The following is a 20,823-nucleotide window of genomic DNA, read 5'->3' on the forward strand; positions in this document are numbered from 1 at the left end:
AGAAACCATAATCCAATGATAAGGTGATTAAATGGCCAAAAAAAAGAGAAGACAAGCTAAAAGACGAGAAACAAAGATGAAACGAACCATTCAATATGAATTGTCGGCCTTGGCAATTTTAGCATTATCTATCATATCCATAGCAAAGCTTGGGGCGGTCGGCAGGGCAAGCGTGCTTTTTTTCCGTTTTTGGATGGGCGAATGGTACATGCTCGGGTTAATCGGTCTCGTATTACTGAGTGTTTACTTAATGTGGAAAAGGAAAATCCCCTTTCTTTTTCATCTCAAACTAGTTGGAAGCTATTTTATCATATCCGCACTCCTCCTTTTGAGCCATGTAACCTTATTTCATCTTCTAACCAATGACGGTAAATTTAAGAATCCAAGTGTGATTAGAAATACGTGGGAATTGTTTATGATGGAACTTAGGGGGGAAACTAGTACTTCCGACCTTGGTGGAGGCATCTTAGGGGCAATATTGTTCGCTTTATTCCACTATCTTTTTGCCGAAACAGGTACAAAAATCATTGCCTTTATTTTCATTATCATCGGTTTTATTTTACTAACAGGAAAATCGCTTGGTGATCTTGTCGCTAAAGTGATGACTGCGGGCTTCGACTTTTCCAAAAATCAATGGGGTGCTTTTAAGAACGACCTAGGAGAATGGAAGCAAAAGCAGCAAGAAAAGAAAAATGAACGCAGGCAAAGAAGACAAGCACATGAAAATCAGCAGCCGGAAATGGTGTCAACCCCGCCTCAAGGGCCGCCACCTATAGAAGAAATTACAAATCCGGAGCCGATTATTTCCAGCTTTGCAGACCGTGCATATCATGAGGAACTGCCACGGGAACCTAAGCAGGCAGAAGCCCAAAAAAGGATTAAGACTGCTCCCGAAGAAGAGGACGATGATCTTTCACCGTCGATCACTTTTACCGAAGTGGAAAATGTTGATTACCAATTACCTCCATTTGAACTGCTAAAACTGCCGAAGAAAACGGATCAGACGGGAGAGTACGAGCTGATTCATGCGAATGCCGCTAAGCTTGAACGGACCTTCCAGAGCTTTGGTGTGAAAGCCCGCGTAACCCAGGTTCATTTAGGACCGGCGGTAACAAAATATGAGGTTCATCCGGATGTTGGCGTAAAGGTTAGTAAAATTGTCAGTCTTAGTGATGATTTGGCACTGGCGCTGGCCGCTAAAGATATCCGAATCGAAGCGCCAATTCCGGGAAAATCAGCGATTGGGATAGAAGTTCCTAACTCCGAAATTGCTGTGGTTTCGCTAAGAGAAGTATTAGAAGCCACACAAAATGATAAGCCCGATTCAAAATTATTAATTTGTTTAGGCCGAGATATTACTGGTGAAGCGGTTGATGCTGAATTAAATAAAATGCCGCACTTACTTGTTGCCGGAGCAACAGGGAGCGGGAAAAGTGTCTGTATTAACGGGATCATTACCAGTATTCTCATGCGGGCAAAGCCTCATGAGGTTAAATTAATGATGATTGATCCGAAAATGGTGGAATTAAATGTTTATAATGGAATTCCCCATTTATTGGCGCCTGTTGTCACCAATGCCAAAAAAGCATCGCAGGCACTGAAAAAGGTCGTCAGTGAAATGGAGCGAAGATACGAACTCTTTTCCTATACTGGTACGAGAAATATTGAAGGATATAACGAGCATATCAGAAAGCATAATCTCGACGAGAATGATAAGCAGCCATTACTGCCATATATTGTAGTGATTGTCGACGAACTGGCCGACTTAATGATGGTGGCCTCAGGCGATGTGGAAGATGCGATTACACGTCTTGCTCAAATGGCTAGGGCGGCCGGAATCCACTTGATTATTGCTACACAAAGACCTTCAGTCGATGTTATTACAGGTGTTATCAAGGCCAATATCCCATCTAGAATCGCCTTTGCAGTCTCAAGCGCTACCGATTCACGCACGATTTTGGATATGGGGGGGGCGGAAAAACTGCTTGGCCGAGGTGACATGCTGTTTATGCCGGTAGGTGCATCGAAACCCGTTCGTGTCCAAGGGGCGTTTCTTTCCGATGAGGAAGTCGAGGCAGTCGTCGATTTTGTCATTTCCCAGCAAAAGGCCCAATACCAGGAAGAAATGATTCCGGATGATTTACCGGAAATTACAGATTCAGTTGAAGATGAATTATATGCTGAAGCGGTAGAATTAATTATCGAAATGCAAACCGCATCTGTTTCGATGCTGCAGCGCCGTTTCCGAATTGGTTATACACGGGCTGCCCGGCTGATTGATGAAATGGAGGCGCGCGGCGTAGTAGGTCCCTATGAAGGCAGTAAACCTCGTGCCGTGCTGGTGTCCAAACCAATTAACGAGGAACAAAGTTCATAATTTTTTTGCAGACAAAGTAAGATTATATCAAGATTTTTCTAAAACGCTATGGCGATTTTTTGACAACTGTTTTCCTTTATCCTTTTTTCGACAAAATCATGAAATCCTATTTATTTATCCAAGAAAAAATGGTAATATTAATCTCGATTAGCAGGGATGATATCAGAGGTCTGATGTCTTAGGAAAAAGGCTGGAGGAAACAGATGTCTATTAAGTCAGATAACCGGCATTTATATCTACAAGTCATTGATCACCTGAAGGATGACATTGAAAAAGGGGTTTATAAAGAAAAAGAAAAATTACCTTCCGAATTCGATTTGGCTAAACAGCTTGGTGTCAGCAGGGCAACTCTCCGTGAAGCACTTAGAATCCTTGAAGAAGAAAATGTGATTATAAGACGTCACGGCGTTGGCACTTTTGTAAACTCTAAGCCATTATTTACCTCAGGGATCGAACAATTAAATAGTGTTACTGACATGATTAAACAGGCTGGCATGAAGCCGGGGACCATTTTCCTAAGATCATCAAAACAAGAGCCTACCGAGGAGGATATTCGCCGTTTCTCATGTTTAAAAAATGAGGAAATTGTCGTGATCGAGAGAGTAAGGACCGCAAATGGTGAACCTGTTGTATACTGCATTGACAAGGTTCCAGCACACATTTTACCGGAAACCTTTTCTCATGGAGAGGAATCAATGTTTCATGTCTTGGATGAAGAGGCAAACAGAAAAATTACATACGCGGTCGCTGAAATCGAACCAATTGGTTATCACGAAAAAGTTTCCCCAATTCTTGAATGTGATCCGGAAACTGCTTTGTTAGTTTTAAAACAAATGCATTTCGATGAAATGGATGAAGCTGTCCTTTATTCGGTAAACTACTTTAAAGCAGATAAGTTCCGTTTTCATGTTCTAAGGAAGCGTATAATTTAAGTATGCTTTTGAAAACGCAACCAATTCTGGCTTTAAACTCTTCTGCTTAATCAAACAACAATTTAGGGGGTAAATACCTTGAAAAAGCGTAAAATTGGACTGGCGCTATCACTAGTTCTCGCTGCTGGCACAATATTAGGTGCATGTGGAAAGAGTGATGACAACAAAGGGAACGACACAGCTAAAAATGGAGACAAGAAAGCAGCCTTTTCTGTTGCCATGGTTACTGATGTTGGCGGTGTCGATGACAAATCATTCAACCAATCCGCTTGGGAAGGTCTGCAAAAGTTCGGTCAAGATAACGGGATGAAAAAAGGTGTAGGCGGTTATACCTATCTTCAATCCAAGTCTGACTCGGACTATTCAACAAACTTAAATACATTGGCACGGCAAAAATTTGACCTAGTCTTTGGTATTGGTTTCATGATGCAAGGTGCCGTTGATGAAATTGCCAAACAGCAAAAAGATAAACATTTTGCGATTGTTGACTCCGAAGTAAAGGAACCAAACGTTGCCAGCATCCTCTTTAAAGAACAAGAAGCTTCGTTCCTAGTTGGTGTTGCTGCTGCAATGACAACAAAGTCAAATAAAATCGGCTTCATCGGCGGTGTGGAAAGCGAAGTTATTGAGCGCTTCGAATCTGGTTTCAGAGCTGGTGTTCAAGCAGCTAATCCAAAAGCAACTGTTGATGTTCAATATGCTGGTGCATTTGACAAGGCAGAACTTGGTCAATCCATTGCTTCTAAAATGTACTCTTCAGGTGTAGATGTCATTTTCGCTGCCGCTGGTGCTACAGGTAATGGTATGTTTAAAGAAGCCAATGACCGGAAAGCTAAAAATCCAAATGCTACCGTATGGACAATTGGTGTAGACCGCGACCAATCAGATATGGGTAAAGATGTTGTGCTAACCTCTGCTGTTAAGCGTGTAGACGTAGCTGTGCAAGACATTGCCACTAAAGCTAAAGAAGGTAATTTCCCTGGCGGAAAAGTTACCTTGTACGGCCTGGCTGAAGATGGTGTTGCCGCAGCGCCAATTAATAGCAGCGTAGCTAACAAAGCTGATATCGAAAAGGCGATAAAAGATTGGACAGACAAAATTAAATCTGGTGCTGTAAAAGTTCCAGGTACTCTTAAGGAATTAAAGACTTTTAAAGCCAAATAACGATGTTTTTCAGGAATAAGCGGGAATGTTGTTCCCACTTATTCCTGCCTATATGGAAGCTTAACTGAAAAGCAGAAATACTCATACTTTCTACTTTTCGGTTAGGGTTTCAGAGGGAGGCATATCCCGATTTTTTTAAAACTCATAAAGGTCTGACCTCTTACTACTAATGGACAAAATTTCCACCTTATCATGGGGAGTGAGAAATGAATGGATTATGTGATTGAAATGCTGAACATTCGTAAGGAGTTTGGTAATTTTGTCGCCAATGATAACATTACCCTTCAAGTAAAAAAGGGCGAAATTCATGCTTTGCTTGGAGAAAACGGCGCCGGTAAATCAACTCTGATGAATGTTCTGTTCGGCTTATATCAGCCGGAAGCGGGCGAAATTCGGGTAAAAGGGCAGCCTGTAAAAATAACAGACCCTAACGTCGCCAATGATCTCGGTATTGGAATGGTGCATCAACACTTTATGTTAGTGGATGTATTTTCTGTTACCGAAAATATTATCTTGGGAAAAGAGATTACCAAAGGCGGCCGGATTGATATTAAAAAGGCCGAAGAAGAAGTAAGAAGAATTTCCGAGCAATACGGTTTAGCTGTTGACCCGCAAGCTAAGATTTCTGATATTTCAGTTGGAATGCAGCAAAGAGTTGAAATCTTAAAAACGCTGTACCGCGGTGCGGAAATTTTAATTTTTGACGAACCGACGGCAGTATTAACCCCTCAGGAAATTACTGAATTAATTCAAATCATGAAAACTCTTATCAAAGAAGGTAAATCTATCATCCTGATTACTCATAAATTAAAAGAAATCATGGAAGTGGCCGACCGCTGTACTGTTATTCGTAAAGGAAAAGGGATTGGGACAGTTAATGTAAGTGAAACCAATCCGAACGAGCTGGCTCGAATGATGGTGGGACATGATGTTGTCTTTAAGGTTGAAAAGAAACCTGCTGAACCGAAGCAAGACGTATTGGAAATCAATGATTTAGTGGTTAAGGATTCAAGGGGGCTTACTGCCGTAAACGGCCTTAATTTATCGGTTCGTGCCGGGGAAATTGTTGGCATTGCCGGTGTTGACGGTAATGGTCAAAGCGAATTAATTGAGGCCATCACCGGACTGCGTAAGGCGGAGAGTGGCAGTGTTAAAGTCAATGGGAAAGAGTTAATTAACCATAAACCAAGGAAAATTATGGAGTCGGGTGTTGGCCATATTCCTCAGGACCGGCATAAACATGGTCTTGTGTTGAATTTCCCGATTGGCGAAAATATGGTACTGGAAAACTATTATCAAAAGCCATATTCCAAAAACGGGATTTTAAATTTTAAAGAAATCTATAATCAGGCAAGGCGCTTAATTAGTGAGTTTGACGTTCGTACACCAAGTGAATATGTCTTGGCTCGTGCACTTTCCGGGGGAAACCAGCAAAAAGCGATAATTGGCCGCGAGGTGGATCGCAATCCCGATTTATTAATTGCAGCCCAGCCAACCCGTGGACTGGATGTTGGGGCCATTGAGTTTATTCACAGGCGCTTGATTGAGCAGCGCGATCATGGAAAAGCTGTTTTACTAGTTTCATTTGAGTTAGATGAAATTATGAGTGTCAGCGACCGAATTGCTGTTATTTATGAAGGTAGAATTGTGGCAGTAGTAGATCCTAAAGAAACAGATGAACAAGAACTTGGGCTGTTGATGGCTGGGTCGAGCAGAAAGGAAGCTGGTACTAATGTCTAAACGTTTGCAGGGGATTATCACACCTATTATTGCCGTTTTATTGGGGATTATCGTTGGAACGATTATCATGTTAGTCAGCGGCTACAATCCAATTTCCGCTTATAACGCATTGTGGAATGGTGCTTTTGGGGAAGTTTATTATTTTGGAGAAGTTGTCCGCCAGGTTACACCGTATATTTTAGCCGGATTGGCGGTAGCCTTTGCCTTCCGTGTTGGGTTATTTAATATCGGGGTTGAGGGCCAGTTTATCGTTGGCTGGCTTGCGGCAGTCTGGGTAGGAACTTCATTTGATCTTCCCAAGATTATCCATTTACCTCTGGCGATTATCGCAGCAACAGTTGCCGGGGCTCTCTGGGCATATATTCCAGGGCTGTTAAAAGCGCGTTTACGCGTTCACGAAGTTATTGTTACGATTATGTTGAACTATACAGCCTTACATGTGTCAAACTATCTAATCAAAAATGTTTTGACCAATCATAAGGATAGAACGGGGATGATTAAAGAATCTGCCTCGTTACGATCTGATTGGTTACAAAGCATTACGGACTATTCAAGGCTGCACTGGGGGATTATCATCGCAGTGATCTGTTGTTTCATTATGTGGTTTTTACTGGAAAGAACGACAAAAGGCTTTGAACTGCGTGCTGTCGGCTTTAACCAGGATGCCGCCCAATATGCCGGGATGAATGTAAATAGAACGATTATTCTATCCATGGTTATTTCCGGGGCATTTGCCGGATTGGCAGGTGCGATGGATGGTTTAGGTACTTTTGGATATGTCACCGTTAAAAGTGGTTTTACCGGAGTAGGCTTTGACGGAATTGCGATTGCCTTGCTCGGCGGTAATACGGCGCTGGGAGTTTTCTTTTCCGCCATTTTATTCGGTGCCTTGAAAGTTGGAGCACTCAACATGCCGCTTGAGGCCGGTGTACCAAATGAACTAGTTGATATAATTATAGCTTTAATTGTATTCTTTGTGGCGTCAAGTTACATCATAAGAGTAGTTCTTAACAGATTCGGTAAGAAGGATGTGAAATAAGATGAGCTTAATGGAAATTTTAATTATTGTTGTTCCGTCCACCTTACTATGGGCAGCTCCTCTTATCTTCACTGCGTTGGGTGGAATTTTTTCAGAACGTTCTGGTGTTGTTAATATTGGTCTTGAAGGTTTAATGCTGATTGGTGCGTTTACCTCGATTGTGTTTAACTTAACATTTGTTGGTACATTCGGAAATGCAACACCTTGGGTTGCTTTAATTGTGGCGATGGCTGCTGGTGCGTTATTCTCTTTGATTCATGCGGTAGCAGCGATTACCTTCCGTGCCGATCATACCGTTTCCGGGGTAGCTATCAACTTGCTGGCGGCTGGACTTTGTATGTTCCTTGTTAAGCAAATGTATGGTAAAGGGGAAACAGCGATTATTAGTAAAGGGTTCAACAAGATTGATATTCCGGTGCTAAAAGATATCCCAATTATTGGGAAAATCTTTTTCCAGGATACGTATTGGACATCCTTTTTAGCTATCATCGTCGCCATTTTTGCCTGGTATATTATTTTTAAAACTCCATTTGGATTAAGATTGCGCTCGGTTGGTGAACATCCAATGGCAGCTGATACAATGGGGATTAATGTCACCAAAATGCGTTATTTAGGAGTTATTATCTCCGGGGCGCTTGGCGGTATCGGCGGTGCTATTTATGCACAATCTATTGCCAACAATTTCAGCCACGCCACCATCAGTGGACAAGGATTTATGGCACTTGCGGCAATGATTTTTGGTAAATGGAATCCACTCGGTGCTCTTGGCGCTGGAATATTCTTTGGCTTTGCCCAAAGTATCAGTATTATCGGCTCAAGTTTACCGTTCTTGAAGGATATCCCTAATGTCTATTTGTTAATTGCCCCTTATGTCTTAACCATTTTAGCTTTGACTGGATTTATCGGCCGTGCCGAAGCTCCAAAAGCAGATGGTACCCACTACATCAAGGGCGGTAGATAATCTTAAAGATACCAGGACCCCCGGTTTTTTTCGGGAGTCCTTTTTTAATACCTATAACTTGTAAAATAATAGCCATTAGTATAGCTTTTATTTAAGGGGAAAAGATATAAAGAAAAATGTTTACATATCATAAATAAAGAGCCTATTTAAAGGAGGAAACTAAATGGCTGCAGCCACAGAAAAAATCACGGAAATGCAGGGTTATAAACTTCATGTGATTGAAACGGAAAAATATAAGACCAATACGCTTGTTTGGAGAATGAAAGCTCCTTTAACAAAAGAGGATGTTACCAAAAGAGCGCTACTTCCTCAGGTGCTGCAAAGCAGTTCAGCAAAATATCCATCAACAACCATACTGCGGGCCTATCTCGATGAACTATATGGGGCGACGCTATTTGTGGATTTGGCAAAAAAAGGCGAATATCACGTCATCAGCTTTTTAATTGAAATTGCCAACGAGAAATTTTTGACTGACCCCACTCCTTTACTGAAAAAAGGACTGGAATTATTAACGGAAATATTAACAAATCCCAATGCATCCGGACATGGATTTGACCGTGAAACCGTGGAAAAGGAAAAACGAACGTTAAAACAGCGAATCCAATCCGTCTATGATGACAAAATGCGTTACTCAAATGTTCGCCTGATTGAGGAAATGTGTAAAGGTGAGCCGTATGCGCTTCAGGTGAATGGCGACTTGGAGGATGTTGATTCGATTACCCCTGAAAATTTATTTGCTTACTTCCAAAAGGCATTTTCACAAGATGAAATGGACTTATACGTAGTTGGCGATGTTAAAGCAGAGGAAGTTACCGAAATCGTTTCCGGGCTGCTTCAATTTGATAACCGGACACCGCAGATGGCCACCACCCAAGATGTCGAGAAGAGATCCAAGGTTAATGAGGTTAAAGAAGTGCAGAACGTGAAGCAAGGAAAATTAAACATTGGTTATCGGACAAATAGTAAATATGGCGAGCCTGATTATTTTACGCTGCAAGTTTTTAACGGGATTTTTGGCGGGTTTTCGCATTCAAAATTATTTATTAATGTACGGGAAAAGGCAAGCCTTGCTTATTATGCTGCCAGCCGTCTGGAAAGTCATAAAGGGTTGATGATGGTTATGTCCGGAATCGATATAAAAAACTATGATCAAGCTGTTGGGATTATTCATGAACAAATGGAAGCCATGAAAAAAGGCGATTTTACGGATGAAGAATTAACACAGACAAAGGCTGTTATCCGTAATCAAATTTTAGAAACTCTTGATACATCTAGAGGCTTGCTGGAAATACTCTATCACAATGTCGTAGCCCATAAAGATATCACAATAGATGACTGGTTGACGGAAATGGAGAAAGTAACAAGGGATGAAATCATTCAAGTTGCGGGCAAAATCGACCTGGATACGATTTATTTCTTAACTGGATCAGAGGAGGGCAAATAATGGAGCAAATTACTTATGATCAGTTGAAGGAAGAGCTTTACCATGAAAAAATGGCAAATGGTCTGGAAGTTTATATTTTGCCAAAAAAAGGCTTCAATAAAACATATGCTACCTTTACAACGAAATATGGCTCGGTAGATAATACGTTTGTACCGCTTGGTAAAAGTGAATTTGTGAAAGTACCCGATGGAATTGCCCACTTTTTAGAGCATAAGCTGTTTGAAAAGGAAGACGGTGATGTCTTTCAGCAATTTAGTAAACAGGGTGCTTCAGCCAATGCCTTTACCTCCTTTACAAGAACGGCCTATTTATTTTCCAGCACGGCTGAAGTTGAAAAAAACTTGGAAACGCTGATTGATTTTGTGCAAAGTCCTTATTTTTCCGACAAAACGGTGGAAAAGGAGAAAGGTATCATCGGCCAGGAGATAACGATGTATGATGATAATCCTGATTGGCGCTTATATTTTGGTTTAATTCAAAACTTATACAAAAATCATCCTGTCCGGATTGATATTGCCGGTACCATTGAATCCATATCCCATATTACCAAGGATTGGCTGTACGAGTGCTATAATACTTTTTATCATCCAAGCAATATGCTGCTGTTTATTGTCGGACCTGTTGACCCTGACAAGATTATGAATCAGGTCCGTGAAAATCAAGCGAGAAAAGATTATCAGGATATGCCAGAAATACAACGTCAATTTGCTGAAGAGCCAACAGAAGCGGCCGAGAAAAAACAAGTGATGCAAATGAATGTGCAAACCCCGAAATGCTTAGTTGGAATAAAGGCGCTCCATGTCGATCAAATAGGAGCAGAAATGCTGAAAAATGAATTAACGATGAACCTGCTTCTCGATCTTTTATTTGGTAAAAGCTCTGAACATTATAACAATCTATATAATGATGGTTTAGTGGACGATTCTTTTTCATATGATTATACACAGGAACAAGGATTTGGATTTGCGATGATTGGCGGGGATACAAAAGATCCTGATGTGCTCGCGGAGCGAATTGAACAGATTCTGCTTAGTGCTAAAAAAAGGGGAACTTTTACCGAGGAACAATTGGAAAGAACGAAGCGGAAAAAAATTGGCGCATTTTTAAGGTCTGTTAACTCACCTGATTATATTGCCAATCAGTTTACCCGCTATGCATTTAATGAAATGAACTTTTTTGCAATCGTACCGACACTGGAGGAAATCACTTTAAGTGATGTTGAATCATTGGCAGAGGAGGTTATTGCCGAAGAACGGTTCTCTATCTGTCAAGTAGTTCCGAATCAATAAAAATAGGCGAGCGCCGCAAACAGCGGTGCTTTTTCCTGCCAATATTTACATGTTAAAGTATGAAAAGAGTGGACGAAATGAAGAAATTCATCTTAATTACGGGAGCAAGCGGGGGAATCGGACAAGCGATTGCCTATCATTTAGCCCAGCAAGGCTATCATTTATATCTTCATTACCATAAAAATGAACAAGCGATCAATAGTTTATTAGATAGGCTTCAATTATTTGGGGGAGAGTATATACCCATCCAGGCAGATTTGGCTGTGCCGGATGGATATAAACAAATTGTCTCACAAATCTTCTCATTGGATGGCATCATTCATTGTGGTGGAAACAGTCAATATGGCTTATTAATGGACTTACAGCTTGCAGATCTAGAGGCGTTAATGAATGTTCATGTTTTAAACCCGATTATGCTAACAAAAGAATTATTGCCCAAATTATTAGCTAAGGGCGCGGGAAATATCATTGTGATTACCTCTATTTGGGGGCAAACAGGTGCAGCTTGTGAGGTGGCCTACTCTGCAGTTAAGGGTGCTCAAATTGCCTTTGTCAAAGCACTAAGCAAGGAATTGGCGCTAAACGGAATACGAGTCAATGGGATTGCTCCGGGGGCAATTGACACCCCCATGATGGAGGGATTTTCCCAAGAAGAGGTTGACCGGATCGCATTTGAGATTCCAATGGGAAGGCTCGGGTTTCCTGCGGAAATCGCTGATGCTGCAGCGTTTCTGTTATCTGACAAAGCCAGCTATATAACCGGACAAATACTGGCGGTTAACGGCGGCTGGTACAGCTGAAAAATTTTACAAGATAAGATGCATAGATCTAATCTTCTTTTCGCAAAATAACTTTGTACCATACCAAAAGGAGGGTAAACGATGTCTGTTTTAGATAACTGGAAAGAGTGGCAGGACTTTCTTGGTAACCGGCTCGAAAATGCACAAAGTCAGGGGATGAGTGAGGGGGCCATTAGCAACCTGGCTCACCAAATTGGGGACTATCTTGCCGAAAATGTGGACCCCAAAAATGAGCAGCAGCGAGTTCTTGCAGACATGTGGTCGGTTGCCGATGAACAAGAGCAGCAGGCAATTGCTAATGTAATGGTTAAACTTGTGAAACAGTAAAGAGAGTGGAGGTCATCCTCCCTCTCTTTTTTTAAATATTACTTGAATCATCGTGTTTTTTCTTTCATCTTGCCATGAAATCATTTATGATAGGGTTTAGGTACGGATAAGTGAAAATATTGTCGAAACTATCAAGGGGGGCTAAGATGAAAAAAGAGTGGTATTTAGAATATGAGATTCAAAAAAACCGCCCTGGTTTGCTAGGTGATATTTCTTCCCTCTTGGGAATGCTTTCTATCAATATTGTAACCATAAACGGAGTAGATCAAGGTAGACGCGGTTTGCTCATGTTAGCAAATGATGGTGATCAAATAAAACGGCTTGAGTCAATTTTACATAAAATGGATACAATAAAAGTAATTAAATTAAGAGAACCGAAGCTTCGTGACCGTATTGCCGTCCGCCACGGACAATATATTCAAAGAGATGCGGATGATAAAAAAACCTTTCGTTTTGTTAGGGACGAGCTTGGTGTGTTAGTGGATTTTATGGCAGAATTATTTAAGCAGGAAGGGCACAAACTAATTGGCATCCGTGGAATGCCCCGGGTAGGAAAAACGGAATCGCTCGTTGCTGCAAGTGTTTGTGCCAATAAAAGGTGGCTATTTGTTTCTTCCACTCTTTTAAAGCAAACGATTCGCAACCAACTGATTAAGGATGAGTACAACGCCGATAATTTATTTATTTTTGATGGCATTGTTTCTACAAGACGTGCGAATGAACGCCATTGGCAGCTAGTTAGAGAAATAATGCGCATGCCGGCGGTAAAAGTAATTGAACATCCCGATATTTTTGTGCAAAATTCTGAATACACACTTGACGATTTCGATTATATTATTGAGCTTAGAAATTATGCGGATGAAGTGATTACTTACGACGTTGTAGATGAACATAATATGTTCTCCGGATCAGATTTTGGTGACTTTAATTTTTAATAAATTGGAAGGTGTTTGTTAGTGACTGAATTAGGGAATCGATTAAAAGAAGCCCGTTTAGCCAAAAATTTAAGTTTAGATGATTTGCAATCGATCACAAAAATTCAAAAACGATATTTAATTGGAATTGAAGAGGGCAATTACTCGAGTATGCCCGGAAATTTCTATGTCAGGGCCTTTATTAAGCAGTATGCAGAGGCATTGGGACTTAATCCTGAAGAAATCTTTGAGACCTATAAGAGTGAGATCCCGGCATCTTTTAATGAAGAATTGCCGCAGCAGCTTTCACGTGTAAATACCCATAAGTCCATTACAGAAGGGAATTCAAAAATATTTGATGTCCTGCCCAAAGTTCTTATTGGGGTTTTTATTATTGGTGTAATGGGGATCTTGTATTATTTTTTACCCTATTTTGCTGGTAACGATGCAAAAGAATCAAACAACAATAAAAATGAACAGGTAAAGGTAGAAAATAACCTTAATCAGGCCAAGACGACTGAAAAAGCGGAGCCGCAAAATAAGAATCAAGATAATGGTGATAATGAAGGCTCTAAGGAGGAAACGACCACTACTCCAGCGGAAACTCAGCAACAACTTTCAGTTGTAAACAGTCAAGGCAAGAGGACAACCTTTGAGTTGAAAAATGCTGATCAATTTGTTGTAAAACTGGTTTCCAAGGGGAAGACCTGGGTAAGCATTACTAACGGCAAAGGGAAAACCTTTTATTCTGGGATGTTACAAACTGAGCAAGCTGGAAGTAAAACTGTTGATTTAACAGGAGAAAGCAGTGCCTATATTATTGTCGGCAATGCTGTTAATACAGAAATCTTTATCAATGACCAAAAGCTTGAGTATGCAGTGGATCCGGCTAAAATAGTTCAGCAGAACATTACGATCCAATATGTTCCGAAGAACGAATAGTCATCTGCTGATGGCTATTTTTTCACTTTCTTATCAATGTGTTAAAGCACACGGAGTTTCTTGTGTGCTTTAGGAGGAAATCAAATGAATATACCAAACAGAATAACCGTTTCAAGAATTTTATTAATCCCTTTATTTTTAATTGTAATGCTTGTTCCCTTTCATTGGGGGGGAATCCACTTGCTGGGGGCAGATATTCCCGTTACCCATTTTGTCGGTGCATTAATTTTTATAATCGCTTCGACAACCGATTGGATTGACGGTCATTATGCCCGTAAACATAACCTGGTAACGAATATGGGGAAATTTCTGGACCCGCTGGCAGATAAACTGCTTGTCGCGTCGGCATTAATTGTTTTAGTTGAACTAAATGATGTTTATGCGCCATCATGGATTGTCATCATTATTATTAGCCGGGAATTTGCTGTCACAGGTCTTCGCTTGCTGCTCGCGGGTGAAGGCGAGGTTGTGGCCGCTAATATGCTGGGGAAAATTAAAACCTGGACGCAAATTATCGCGATTTCGGCAAGTTTATTACATAATATTATTTTTGCGCTTATCCCATTCCGTTTTGATATTTTAGCATTATGGGTGGCCTTATTTTTTACAATTTGGTCCGGCTGGGATTATTTTGCGAAAAACACCCATGTATTTAAAAATTCAATATAAGCCTATTTAGAGCAAGGGGGGAATGGGAATGAATGCTGAAATTATCGCAGTGGGTTCGGAACTGCTGCTGGGACAAATCGTCAATACGAATGCCAGATTTTTGTCTCAACAGTTAGCCGGGCTAGGAATTGATGTATTTTTTCATACTGTTGTTGGAGATAACGCCAACAGGCTGGAGTCGGCAATTGAAATTGCTGAACAGCGGGCCAGTATCATCATTTTTACCGGCGGGCTCGGACCGACCAAAGACGATTTAACCAAGGAAACGATTGCCCGTCATCTTGGAAAACGGCTTGTAATGGATGAAGCGGCATTATCTGGGATCGAGCTTTTCTTTAAACGGACAAACCGTCAAATGACCGAAAATAACCGAAAGCAAGCGTTGGTAATAGAGGGTTCAAGAGTTCTTCCAAATGATCATGGCATGGCACCTGGAATGGTATTGAAAAAGGGACAGCATGTTTATATGCTTCTTCCTGGGCCGCCAAAGGAACTGGAACCGATGTTTTTGCAATATGGGAGCAAGGTGCTTTCCGCAGAAGTAGAGTCCAATCATAAAATTGTGTCACGTGTGTTGCGCTTTTTTGGAATTGGTGAATCTGCATTGGAAACAGCAATTATTGATCTGATCGATAACCAAAGTAATCCGACCATTGCCCCGCTTGCTGGCGATGGTGAAGTGACCTTAAGGCTGACCGCTAAACATACCGATGAAGCTGTGGCATTGTCCATGCTTGATGAAGCCGAAGACAAAATCAAGCAGCGGGCAGGGGAGTTTTTATATGGGTACAACAATTCCTCACTCTTGGAGGAATTGACAAAAGTGTTAAAGAAGAAAAGACTGACGATTACAGCTGCGGAAAGTTTAACGGGCGGCTTATTCCAACAGGAAATTACTTCAATTTCCGGTGCCAGCTCGATTTTTAAGGGCGGAGTTGTTTGTTACGCAAATGAAATCAAGCAGCAGGTTGTACAGGTTAAGCAGGAGACGTTAGAAAAGTACGGCGCTGTCAGCGAACAATGTGCTCAGGAATTAGCGGAGAATGCCGCGAGAATTTTTGGTACGGACATTGGCATAAGTTTTACAGGAGTTGCCGGTCCAGATCCATTGGAAGGAAAACCGGTCGGGACAGTTTATATTGGCATGTCGATTAAAGGCAGGCCGACAGTTGTAGAAAAAATTACCCTTGGGGGTCCAAGGGAAGCCAATCGAATTCGGACCGTTAAATATGGCTGTTATTTTTTAATAAAGAGATTGCAGGAATCACAGAATACTTGATTAGTGTTCTGTGATTTTTTATTGAATTGTCTGATAATAAGTGAAAAAGCGGTTTTTAAGGAAAAATCTTTGCGATAGCTGCAAGAAGTTGTGAAATATGGCTGTTTTTCCATTAAAACCTGCGGCAAACGATTCGAATGAATGTTCGTATTTTTACTCGACAAATGGCACGAAAAAAGGTATATTAATAATAGGTTTCATTTTCATAGATTCCAGCAATCAAATAAATTTTTTATAAAGGAGGTCTATTTGTGAGTGACCGTAAGGCCGCGTTAGAAATGGCGCTAAAACAAATAGAAAAACAATTCGGTAAAGGTTCCATTATGAAAATGGGAGAAAAGACGGATACAAAAATTTCAACCGTACCAAGCGGCTCCCTGGCACTTGACGCAGCACTCGGAGTCGGGGGATATCCTCGGGGAAGAATAATTGAAATTTATGGTGAATGATTCGTTTATTTAATGGAAAGTCTCTCCTATATCTAAATGATGTGAAGAACGACTTTCCAAATGTAAAACGAAAGATCGCCCGCTTGTTGGGAGACCAATAAGATGAAAGGGGCAAAATCGGAAGACATCTCTATATAAGAGAAAATTCCGAGGTAACTGGGTGAAGTAAAAAGCATCCAGCACCGTAACGCGTACCAAGTGAACCTACAATTAAGTAGAATATAATCTTGGCAAGAGTGTCCCTTCCCTAACAGGTTTAAGCTGAGGGAGAATATGTACGCTGAGCTGAGCTGGAAATGACCAGCTGTAGTTACACGTAAAACACCAGAGCGTGTAATAATGAGGGTGACCTCCAGAAGCAAGGATAAAAAGCCTTGTGATAACAATACTGCCTGAATCATCTGGTAAAACCACCGTAGCCCTTCATGCCATTGCTGAAGTGCAGGCTATCGGTGGACAAGCCGCGTTTATCGACGCTGAGCATGCCTTGGACCCGGCATATGCGCAAAAATTAGGTGTTAACATTGATGAATTATTACTTTCCCAGCCTGATACTGGTGAACAGGCGCTTGAAATTGCTGAAGCGCTTGTACGAAGTGGTGCTGTTGATATCATTGTCATTGACTCTGTCGCAGCATTAGTACCAAAAGCTGAAATTGAAGGTGAAATGGGAGACTCCCATGTTGGTCTTCAAGCACGCTTGATGTCCCAAGCTCTTCGTAAACTATCAGGTGCTATCAACAAATCGAAAACAATTGCTGTCTTTATAAACCAAATTAGGGAAAAAGTAGGGGTTATGTTCGGAAATCCCGAGACAACTCCTGGGGGTCGCGCGCTGAAGTTTGTGTGCCGATGAGGCATATATTTCGATTGTCTGCAAAAGACTGCGAGAACCGTCTCTCGTATCATCAACCAGCTTATCCCAAAGGGAAACCTAAGGGGGAGTATCGCCTGCTGGTAACGGCATAAGTCAGATTAGCCTTTCAAATCTGCAACTGAATGTCTAGATGAAAAAGATTTCTATATGGTCAAGGCTACACTGCTTTAAACCTAGACACTGCGGCTAGTAAGCGCAGCTATCCTCCTTACGAAAGGCTATCACAGGAGGGTACACGACTACGCCAGCGTATTAGAATTTTGCGTTTGGTTAGACGGAATGAAGTCGTGAGCAATCCTATAAGGGATATAGTGTCGAACGGGAACCTAAGTAGAAATCGCTAAATTATCGAATATATGAGACATCGGGATGACCTAAGTTGGGATGCTAGAGAAAACTAGCTATGTTTATCTGAAACTGAATACCCAATATGGTTACGGAGCTGTCATAGTAGTCTGAGGAACCTGAATTAACAGGGATTGCCGTAAATACGGAAGCGGGAAAGCCGCCCACACATACATCGAAGGATGTATGACACCATCTTGATCTACAATGTCAGACCACGGGGAAATTAATATAAATCATTCCCCCTTAAACCGGTGGTAAATGACGCTTAAAAGATAGAGAGGGTGCTGGCGAAGGACAGCAGTTTTACACATCTGTAAGAAATGAAAGGAAAAGGTGAGAGACCTTGAGAAATCCATTACAAGTATTACAGATACTGGAATCTAGAGCCAAGGACGAAACATATCGTTTCGATAAGTTAATCAAACACTTCTATAATATCGAATTCTATGAAGCAGCATATGCAAAAATCTACTCCAAAGAAGGAAATATGACCGAAGGAACTGACAGCAAAACAATTGACGGCTTCTCACTGAAACATGTTGAAACTCTAATAGAAGCAATCAAGAATGAATCATACGAACCCGAACCCGTAAGAAGAGTTGAAATCCCTAAGAAAAATGACCCAAAAAAGAAAAGACCGCTCGGCATACCTGCCTTCTACGACAAACTTGTTCAACAAGTTATGGTTTTTATTCTCGAGGTCATTTACGAACCAGTGTTTGAAGACACCTCACATGGTTACAGACCAAATAGAAGTTGTCACACAGCACTGTATCAAGTAAAACAACAGTTCACAGGAACCAAATGGTGGATCGAGGGAGACATAAAAGGCTTCTTCGATAATATCAACCACAACAAAATGATTGAACTCTTACGGAAAAGAATTATGGATGAGAAATTCTTAAGATTGGTAAGGAAATTTCTCAAGGCTGGCTATGTATATGAAAGACAATTACACAAAACGTATGCAGGAACTCCACAAGGAGGGATTGTATCGCCTATCCTGGCCAACATTTACCTGAATGAACTTGATAAAAAGGTAAAGCAAATTTCCTTGGAATATAACACTACAAAGCGACAACGAAGAGCGAACAACGAATATAAACTTATCGCTGATAAGATTTATGCCAGACGGAAAAAGCTAAAAATGCTGACTCTGGAAGAAAAAGAGGCATTAGAAGAAAAACTTGAAAAGCTTCTTCAAGAGCGGAACGAGTATCGCTTAACCCACCTCCAAGGACAAATAGCCGAAAAAGATAGACACTATAAGTATTTGTCAAAAATCATATACAAAGTCCGCAGAGAACTAAAGGAGTTAACACCTGAAGAACGCGAGAAAGAAACCAAAGAAATTAGAGAGCTTCAACTGAAAATGAGAAAACTACCGGCAATGGATGAATTCGATGAAAACTATCGAAGATTGAAATATGTAAGATACGCGGATGACTTCCTCATTAGTATCATTGGTACGAAAGAAGACGCCAAAATGATTAAGGAAAGACTAGGTGAATTTCTAAAAGAAGAACTTAGTCTTGACCTGAGTGAAGAAAAAACGCTGATCACACATAACTCTAAGAAAGTTAGATTTCTTGGATACGATATCTTCGTAGGAACTAGACACGAAGGAAAAGTGGCTCTGACAAAAAATAGTGGACGTATGGTTAAAAAGAGGGTTGACTCAAAAAACATCAAGCTCTCTTTGCCACACGATAAGATTAAGGATTTTTTAGTCGATAAAAGGATGATTAAAATCACTAACGACGGTAGATGGAAAGCAATCCACAGACCTTACCTGTTAGTAAACAGCCCTTTAGAAATCCTTAGGCAGTATAACTCAGAGTTTGGCGGATTATACCAATATTACAAACTTGCCTTTGATGTCAAAGAAAAACTAGGTTCTGTTCATCAACTGTTTAGTCAAAGTTTTGCAAAAACCCTTGCAGGGAAACATAAAACAAAAGTCAGTAAACTTCGGAATAAATATATGGAATTCAATGGAACTAAAGTGAAAGCATATGTGAATGACAATGGAAATTGGGGAGTGCACTTCATAAAAAACGGTAAAGATGATAAGGAGTATATTGCTTTTGCGGAATTGTTCCCTTATAGAGATATTATAGTTGTAAAAGAACTGGAAAATGTAGACTCCAATATTAATGTCATTAATGAAAAACACATAGTAACCAATTACGCCAGAACAGAAATTGTCCAGCGTATGCGGGCGAACAAGTGTGAATGGTGTGGGGACGATAAAGGGCCGTTTGAAGTCCACCACATTAGAAAATTAAAAAACATTAAGAATAAAAAGAACAAAAAGTTCTGGGAGTTAATGCACATTTACAGAAATCGTAAAACACTGGTACTTTGTGCGGATGGGTCAAAAAATAACTGCCACAGAAAACTGCATTCAGGCAAGCTGGACCAGCACAAGAAAATGCAAGCATCAGAGTCTAAGAATAACGATTTGGCATTCTAGATACAGGTAAAACGGGGAGCCGTATGATGTGAAAGCATCACGTACGGTTCTGCGAGAGGGTGACACAAACCTGCTTTCGAAAGAAGGCAAGGCGGTGGCTCCCTACTCGACTACTCGACGATTCGCCTTGAAGTCCGCCGTGCGGAAACATTAAAGCAAGGCAATGACATGGTGGGGAACAAGACAAAAATCAAAGTCGTCAAAAATAAGGTGGCACCGCCATTCCGTACTGCGGAAGTGGATATTATGTATGGAGAAGGAATATCTAAGGAAGGCGAAATTATTGATATTGGTGCTGAATTGGATATTATTCAAAAAAGCGGCGCATGGTATTCCTATAATGATGAAAGATTGGGACAAGGCCGCGAAAATGCGAAGCTTTATCTAAAAGAAAATCCTGATATTCGTATGGAAATCCAGCAGAAAATCCGTGAGCATTATGGTTTAGATAGTGAAAAGACCATCGTCGAAAGCAATGATGACGAACAATTTGAATTACTGGATTAACCTGCAAGAGCAAAGCCCAAGGTGGTTTTGCTCTTTGTTTATAATAAATATTTATACGTGGTTATGAATAATCAATACATACTTATTATACTAATTTCAAAATATTTCAAAGTGCCAACAGGAGTAAACCTTGACAATGAATATGTACACCTTTACAATTAGATTGTATATTTTACATTTTTGGTAATATTACAATTGCGAAAAGCCTTAGTGCTTGCTGTATGTTGAGTCTAAACAATGTACATGCCGACACTTAAAAAATTGTATCAAAAGTTCATAGCAAGAGGAG

At 40.7% G+C, this 20,823-nt stretch carries 15 protein-coding genes and 3 pseudogenes; all 18 read left to right on the plus strand.

Translation table 11 applies throughout. The features are described from left to right. The first annotated feature begins 31 nt into the window (after positions 1–31). Positions 32–2,377: a DNA translocase FtsK gene (locus tag JK635_RS10775; protein ID WP_202653948.1), complete on the plus strand. Its 2,346-nt coding sequence runs from the start codon at positions 32–34 to the stop codon at positions 2,375–2,377. Between the two features lie 203 nt (positions 2,378–2,580). Continuing rightward, positions 2,581–3,309: a GntR family transcriptional regulator gene (locus JK635_RS10780; RefSeq protein WP_202653949.1), complete on the plus strand. Its 729-nt coding sequence runs from the start codon at positions 2,581–2,583 to the stop codon at positions 3,307–3,309. A gap of 78 nt (positions 3,310–3,387) precedes the next feature. After that, positions 3,388–4,473, plus strand: a complete 1,086-nt coding sequence (locus JK635_RS10785) for a BMP family lipoprotein (protein ID WP_202653950.1) — start codon at positions 3,388–3,390, stop codon at positions 4,471–4,473. Positions 4,474–4,683: 210 nt separating this feature from the next. After that, positions 4,684–6,213 (plus strand): ABC transporter ATP-binding protein, encoded by a 1,530-nt coding sequence (locus JK635_RS10790; RefSeq protein ID WP_202653951.1) that lies wholly within the window; start codon positions 4,684–4,686, stop codon positions 6,211–6,213. Then, positions 6,206–7,252, plus strand: coding sequence for an ABC transporter permease (locus tag JK635_RS10795; RefSeq protein ID WP_202653952.1), 1,047 nt, complete (start codon positions 6,206–6,208; stop codon positions 7,250–7,252). Before JK635_RS10790 ends, JK635_RS10795 begins: the two co-directional genes overlap by 8 nt. 1 nt (position 7,253) lies before the next feature. Then, entirely contained in the window at positions 7,254–8,213 is a 960-nt protein-coding gene (locus tag JK635_RS10800) for an ABC transporter permease (RefSeq protein WP_202653953.1), read from the plus strand. Positions 8,214–8,376: 163 nt separating this feature from the next. Further along, positions 8,377–9,657, plus strand: a complete 1,281-nt coding sequence (gene yfmF, locus JK635_RS10805) for an EF-P 5-aminopentanol modification-associated protein YfmF (protein WP_202653954.1) — start codon at positions 8,377–8,379, stop codon at positions 9,655–9,657. Continuing rightward, a complete protein-coding gene (gene yfmH, locus JK635_RS10810; RefSeq protein ID WP_202653955.1) occupies positions 9,657–10,946 on the plus strand; it encodes an EF-P 5-aminopentanol modification-associated protein YfmH in 1,290 nt (429 codons plus the stop codon). The genes yfmF and yfmH overlap by 1 nt, the downstream gene beginning before the upstream one ends. 77 nt (positions 10,947–11,023) lie before the next feature. Next, positions 11,024–11,746 (plus strand): elongation factor P 5-aminopentanone reductase, encoded by a 723-nt coding sequence (gene ymfI, locus JK635_RS10815; protein WP_202653956.1) that lies wholly within the window; start codon positions 11,024–11,026, stop codon positions 11,744–11,746. Positions 11,747–11,827: 81 nt separating this feature from the next. Beyond that, the gene (locus tag JK635_RS10820) at positions 11,828–12,073 is read left to right on the plus strand and encodes a DUF3243 domain-containing protein (protein ID WP_202653957.1); all 246 of its coding nucleotides are present in this window, start codon (positions 11,828–11,830) and stop codon (positions 12,071–12,073) included. Between the two features lie 146 nt (positions 12,074–12,219). Continuing rightward, positions 12,220–13,008: a DUF3388 domain-containing protein gene (locus JK635_RS10825; RefSeq protein ID WP_202653958.1), complete on the plus strand. Its 789-nt coding sequence runs from the start codon at positions 12,220–12,222 to the stop codon at positions 13,006–13,008. A gap of 21 nt (positions 13,009–13,029) precedes the next feature. After that, a complete protein-coding gene (locus JK635_RS10830) occupies positions 13,030–13,929 on the plus strand; it encodes a helix-turn-helix domain-containing protein (RefSeq protein ID WP_202653959.1) in 900 nt (299 codons plus the stop codon). A gap of 84 nt (positions 13,930–14,013) precedes the next feature. Further along, the gene (gene pgsA / locus JK635_RS10835; protein WP_202653960.1) at positions 14,014–14,598 is read left to right on the plus strand and encodes a CDP-diacylglycerol--glycerol-3-phosphate 3-phosphatidyltransferase; all 585 of its coding nucleotides are present in this window, start codon (positions 14,014–14,016) and stop codon (positions 14,596–14,598) included. 28 nt (positions 14,599–14,626) lie between these two features. Beyond that, positions 14,627–15,877, plus strand: a complete 1,251-nt coding sequence (locus JK635_RS10840) for a competence/damage-inducible protein A (protein ID WP_202653961.1) — start codon at positions 14,627–14,629, stop codon at positions 15,875–15,877. 251 nt (positions 15,878–16,128) lie between these two features. Next, positions 16,129–16,320 (plus strand): annotated as a pseudogene (locus JK635_RS10845) (recombinase RecA); the annotation flags it as partial. Positions 16,321–16,717: 397 nt separating this feature from the next. Then, positions 16,718–17,170 (plus strand): annotated as a pseudogene (locus JK635_RS10850) (recombinase RecA family protein); the annotation flags it as partial. Between the two features lie 724 nt (positions 17,171–17,894). Then, a complete protein-coding gene (locus JK635_RS10855; protein WP_202653962.1) occupies positions 17,895–20,027 on the plus strand; it encodes a reverse transcriptase/maturase family protein in 2,133 nt (710 codons plus the stop codon). 90 nt (positions 20,028–20,117) lie between these two features. Then, positions 20,118–20,534: pseudogene (locus tag JK635_RS10860) on the plus strand (recombinase RecA family protein); the annotation flags it as partial. Between the last annotated feature and the right edge of the window lie 289 nt (positions 20,535–20,823).

The sequence above is a fragment of the Neobacillus paridis genome, from assembly GCF_016765675.1.
GTDB classification, from domain to species: Bacteria; Bacillota; Bacilli; order Bacillales; family Cytobacillaceae; genus Neobacillus; species Neobacillus paridis.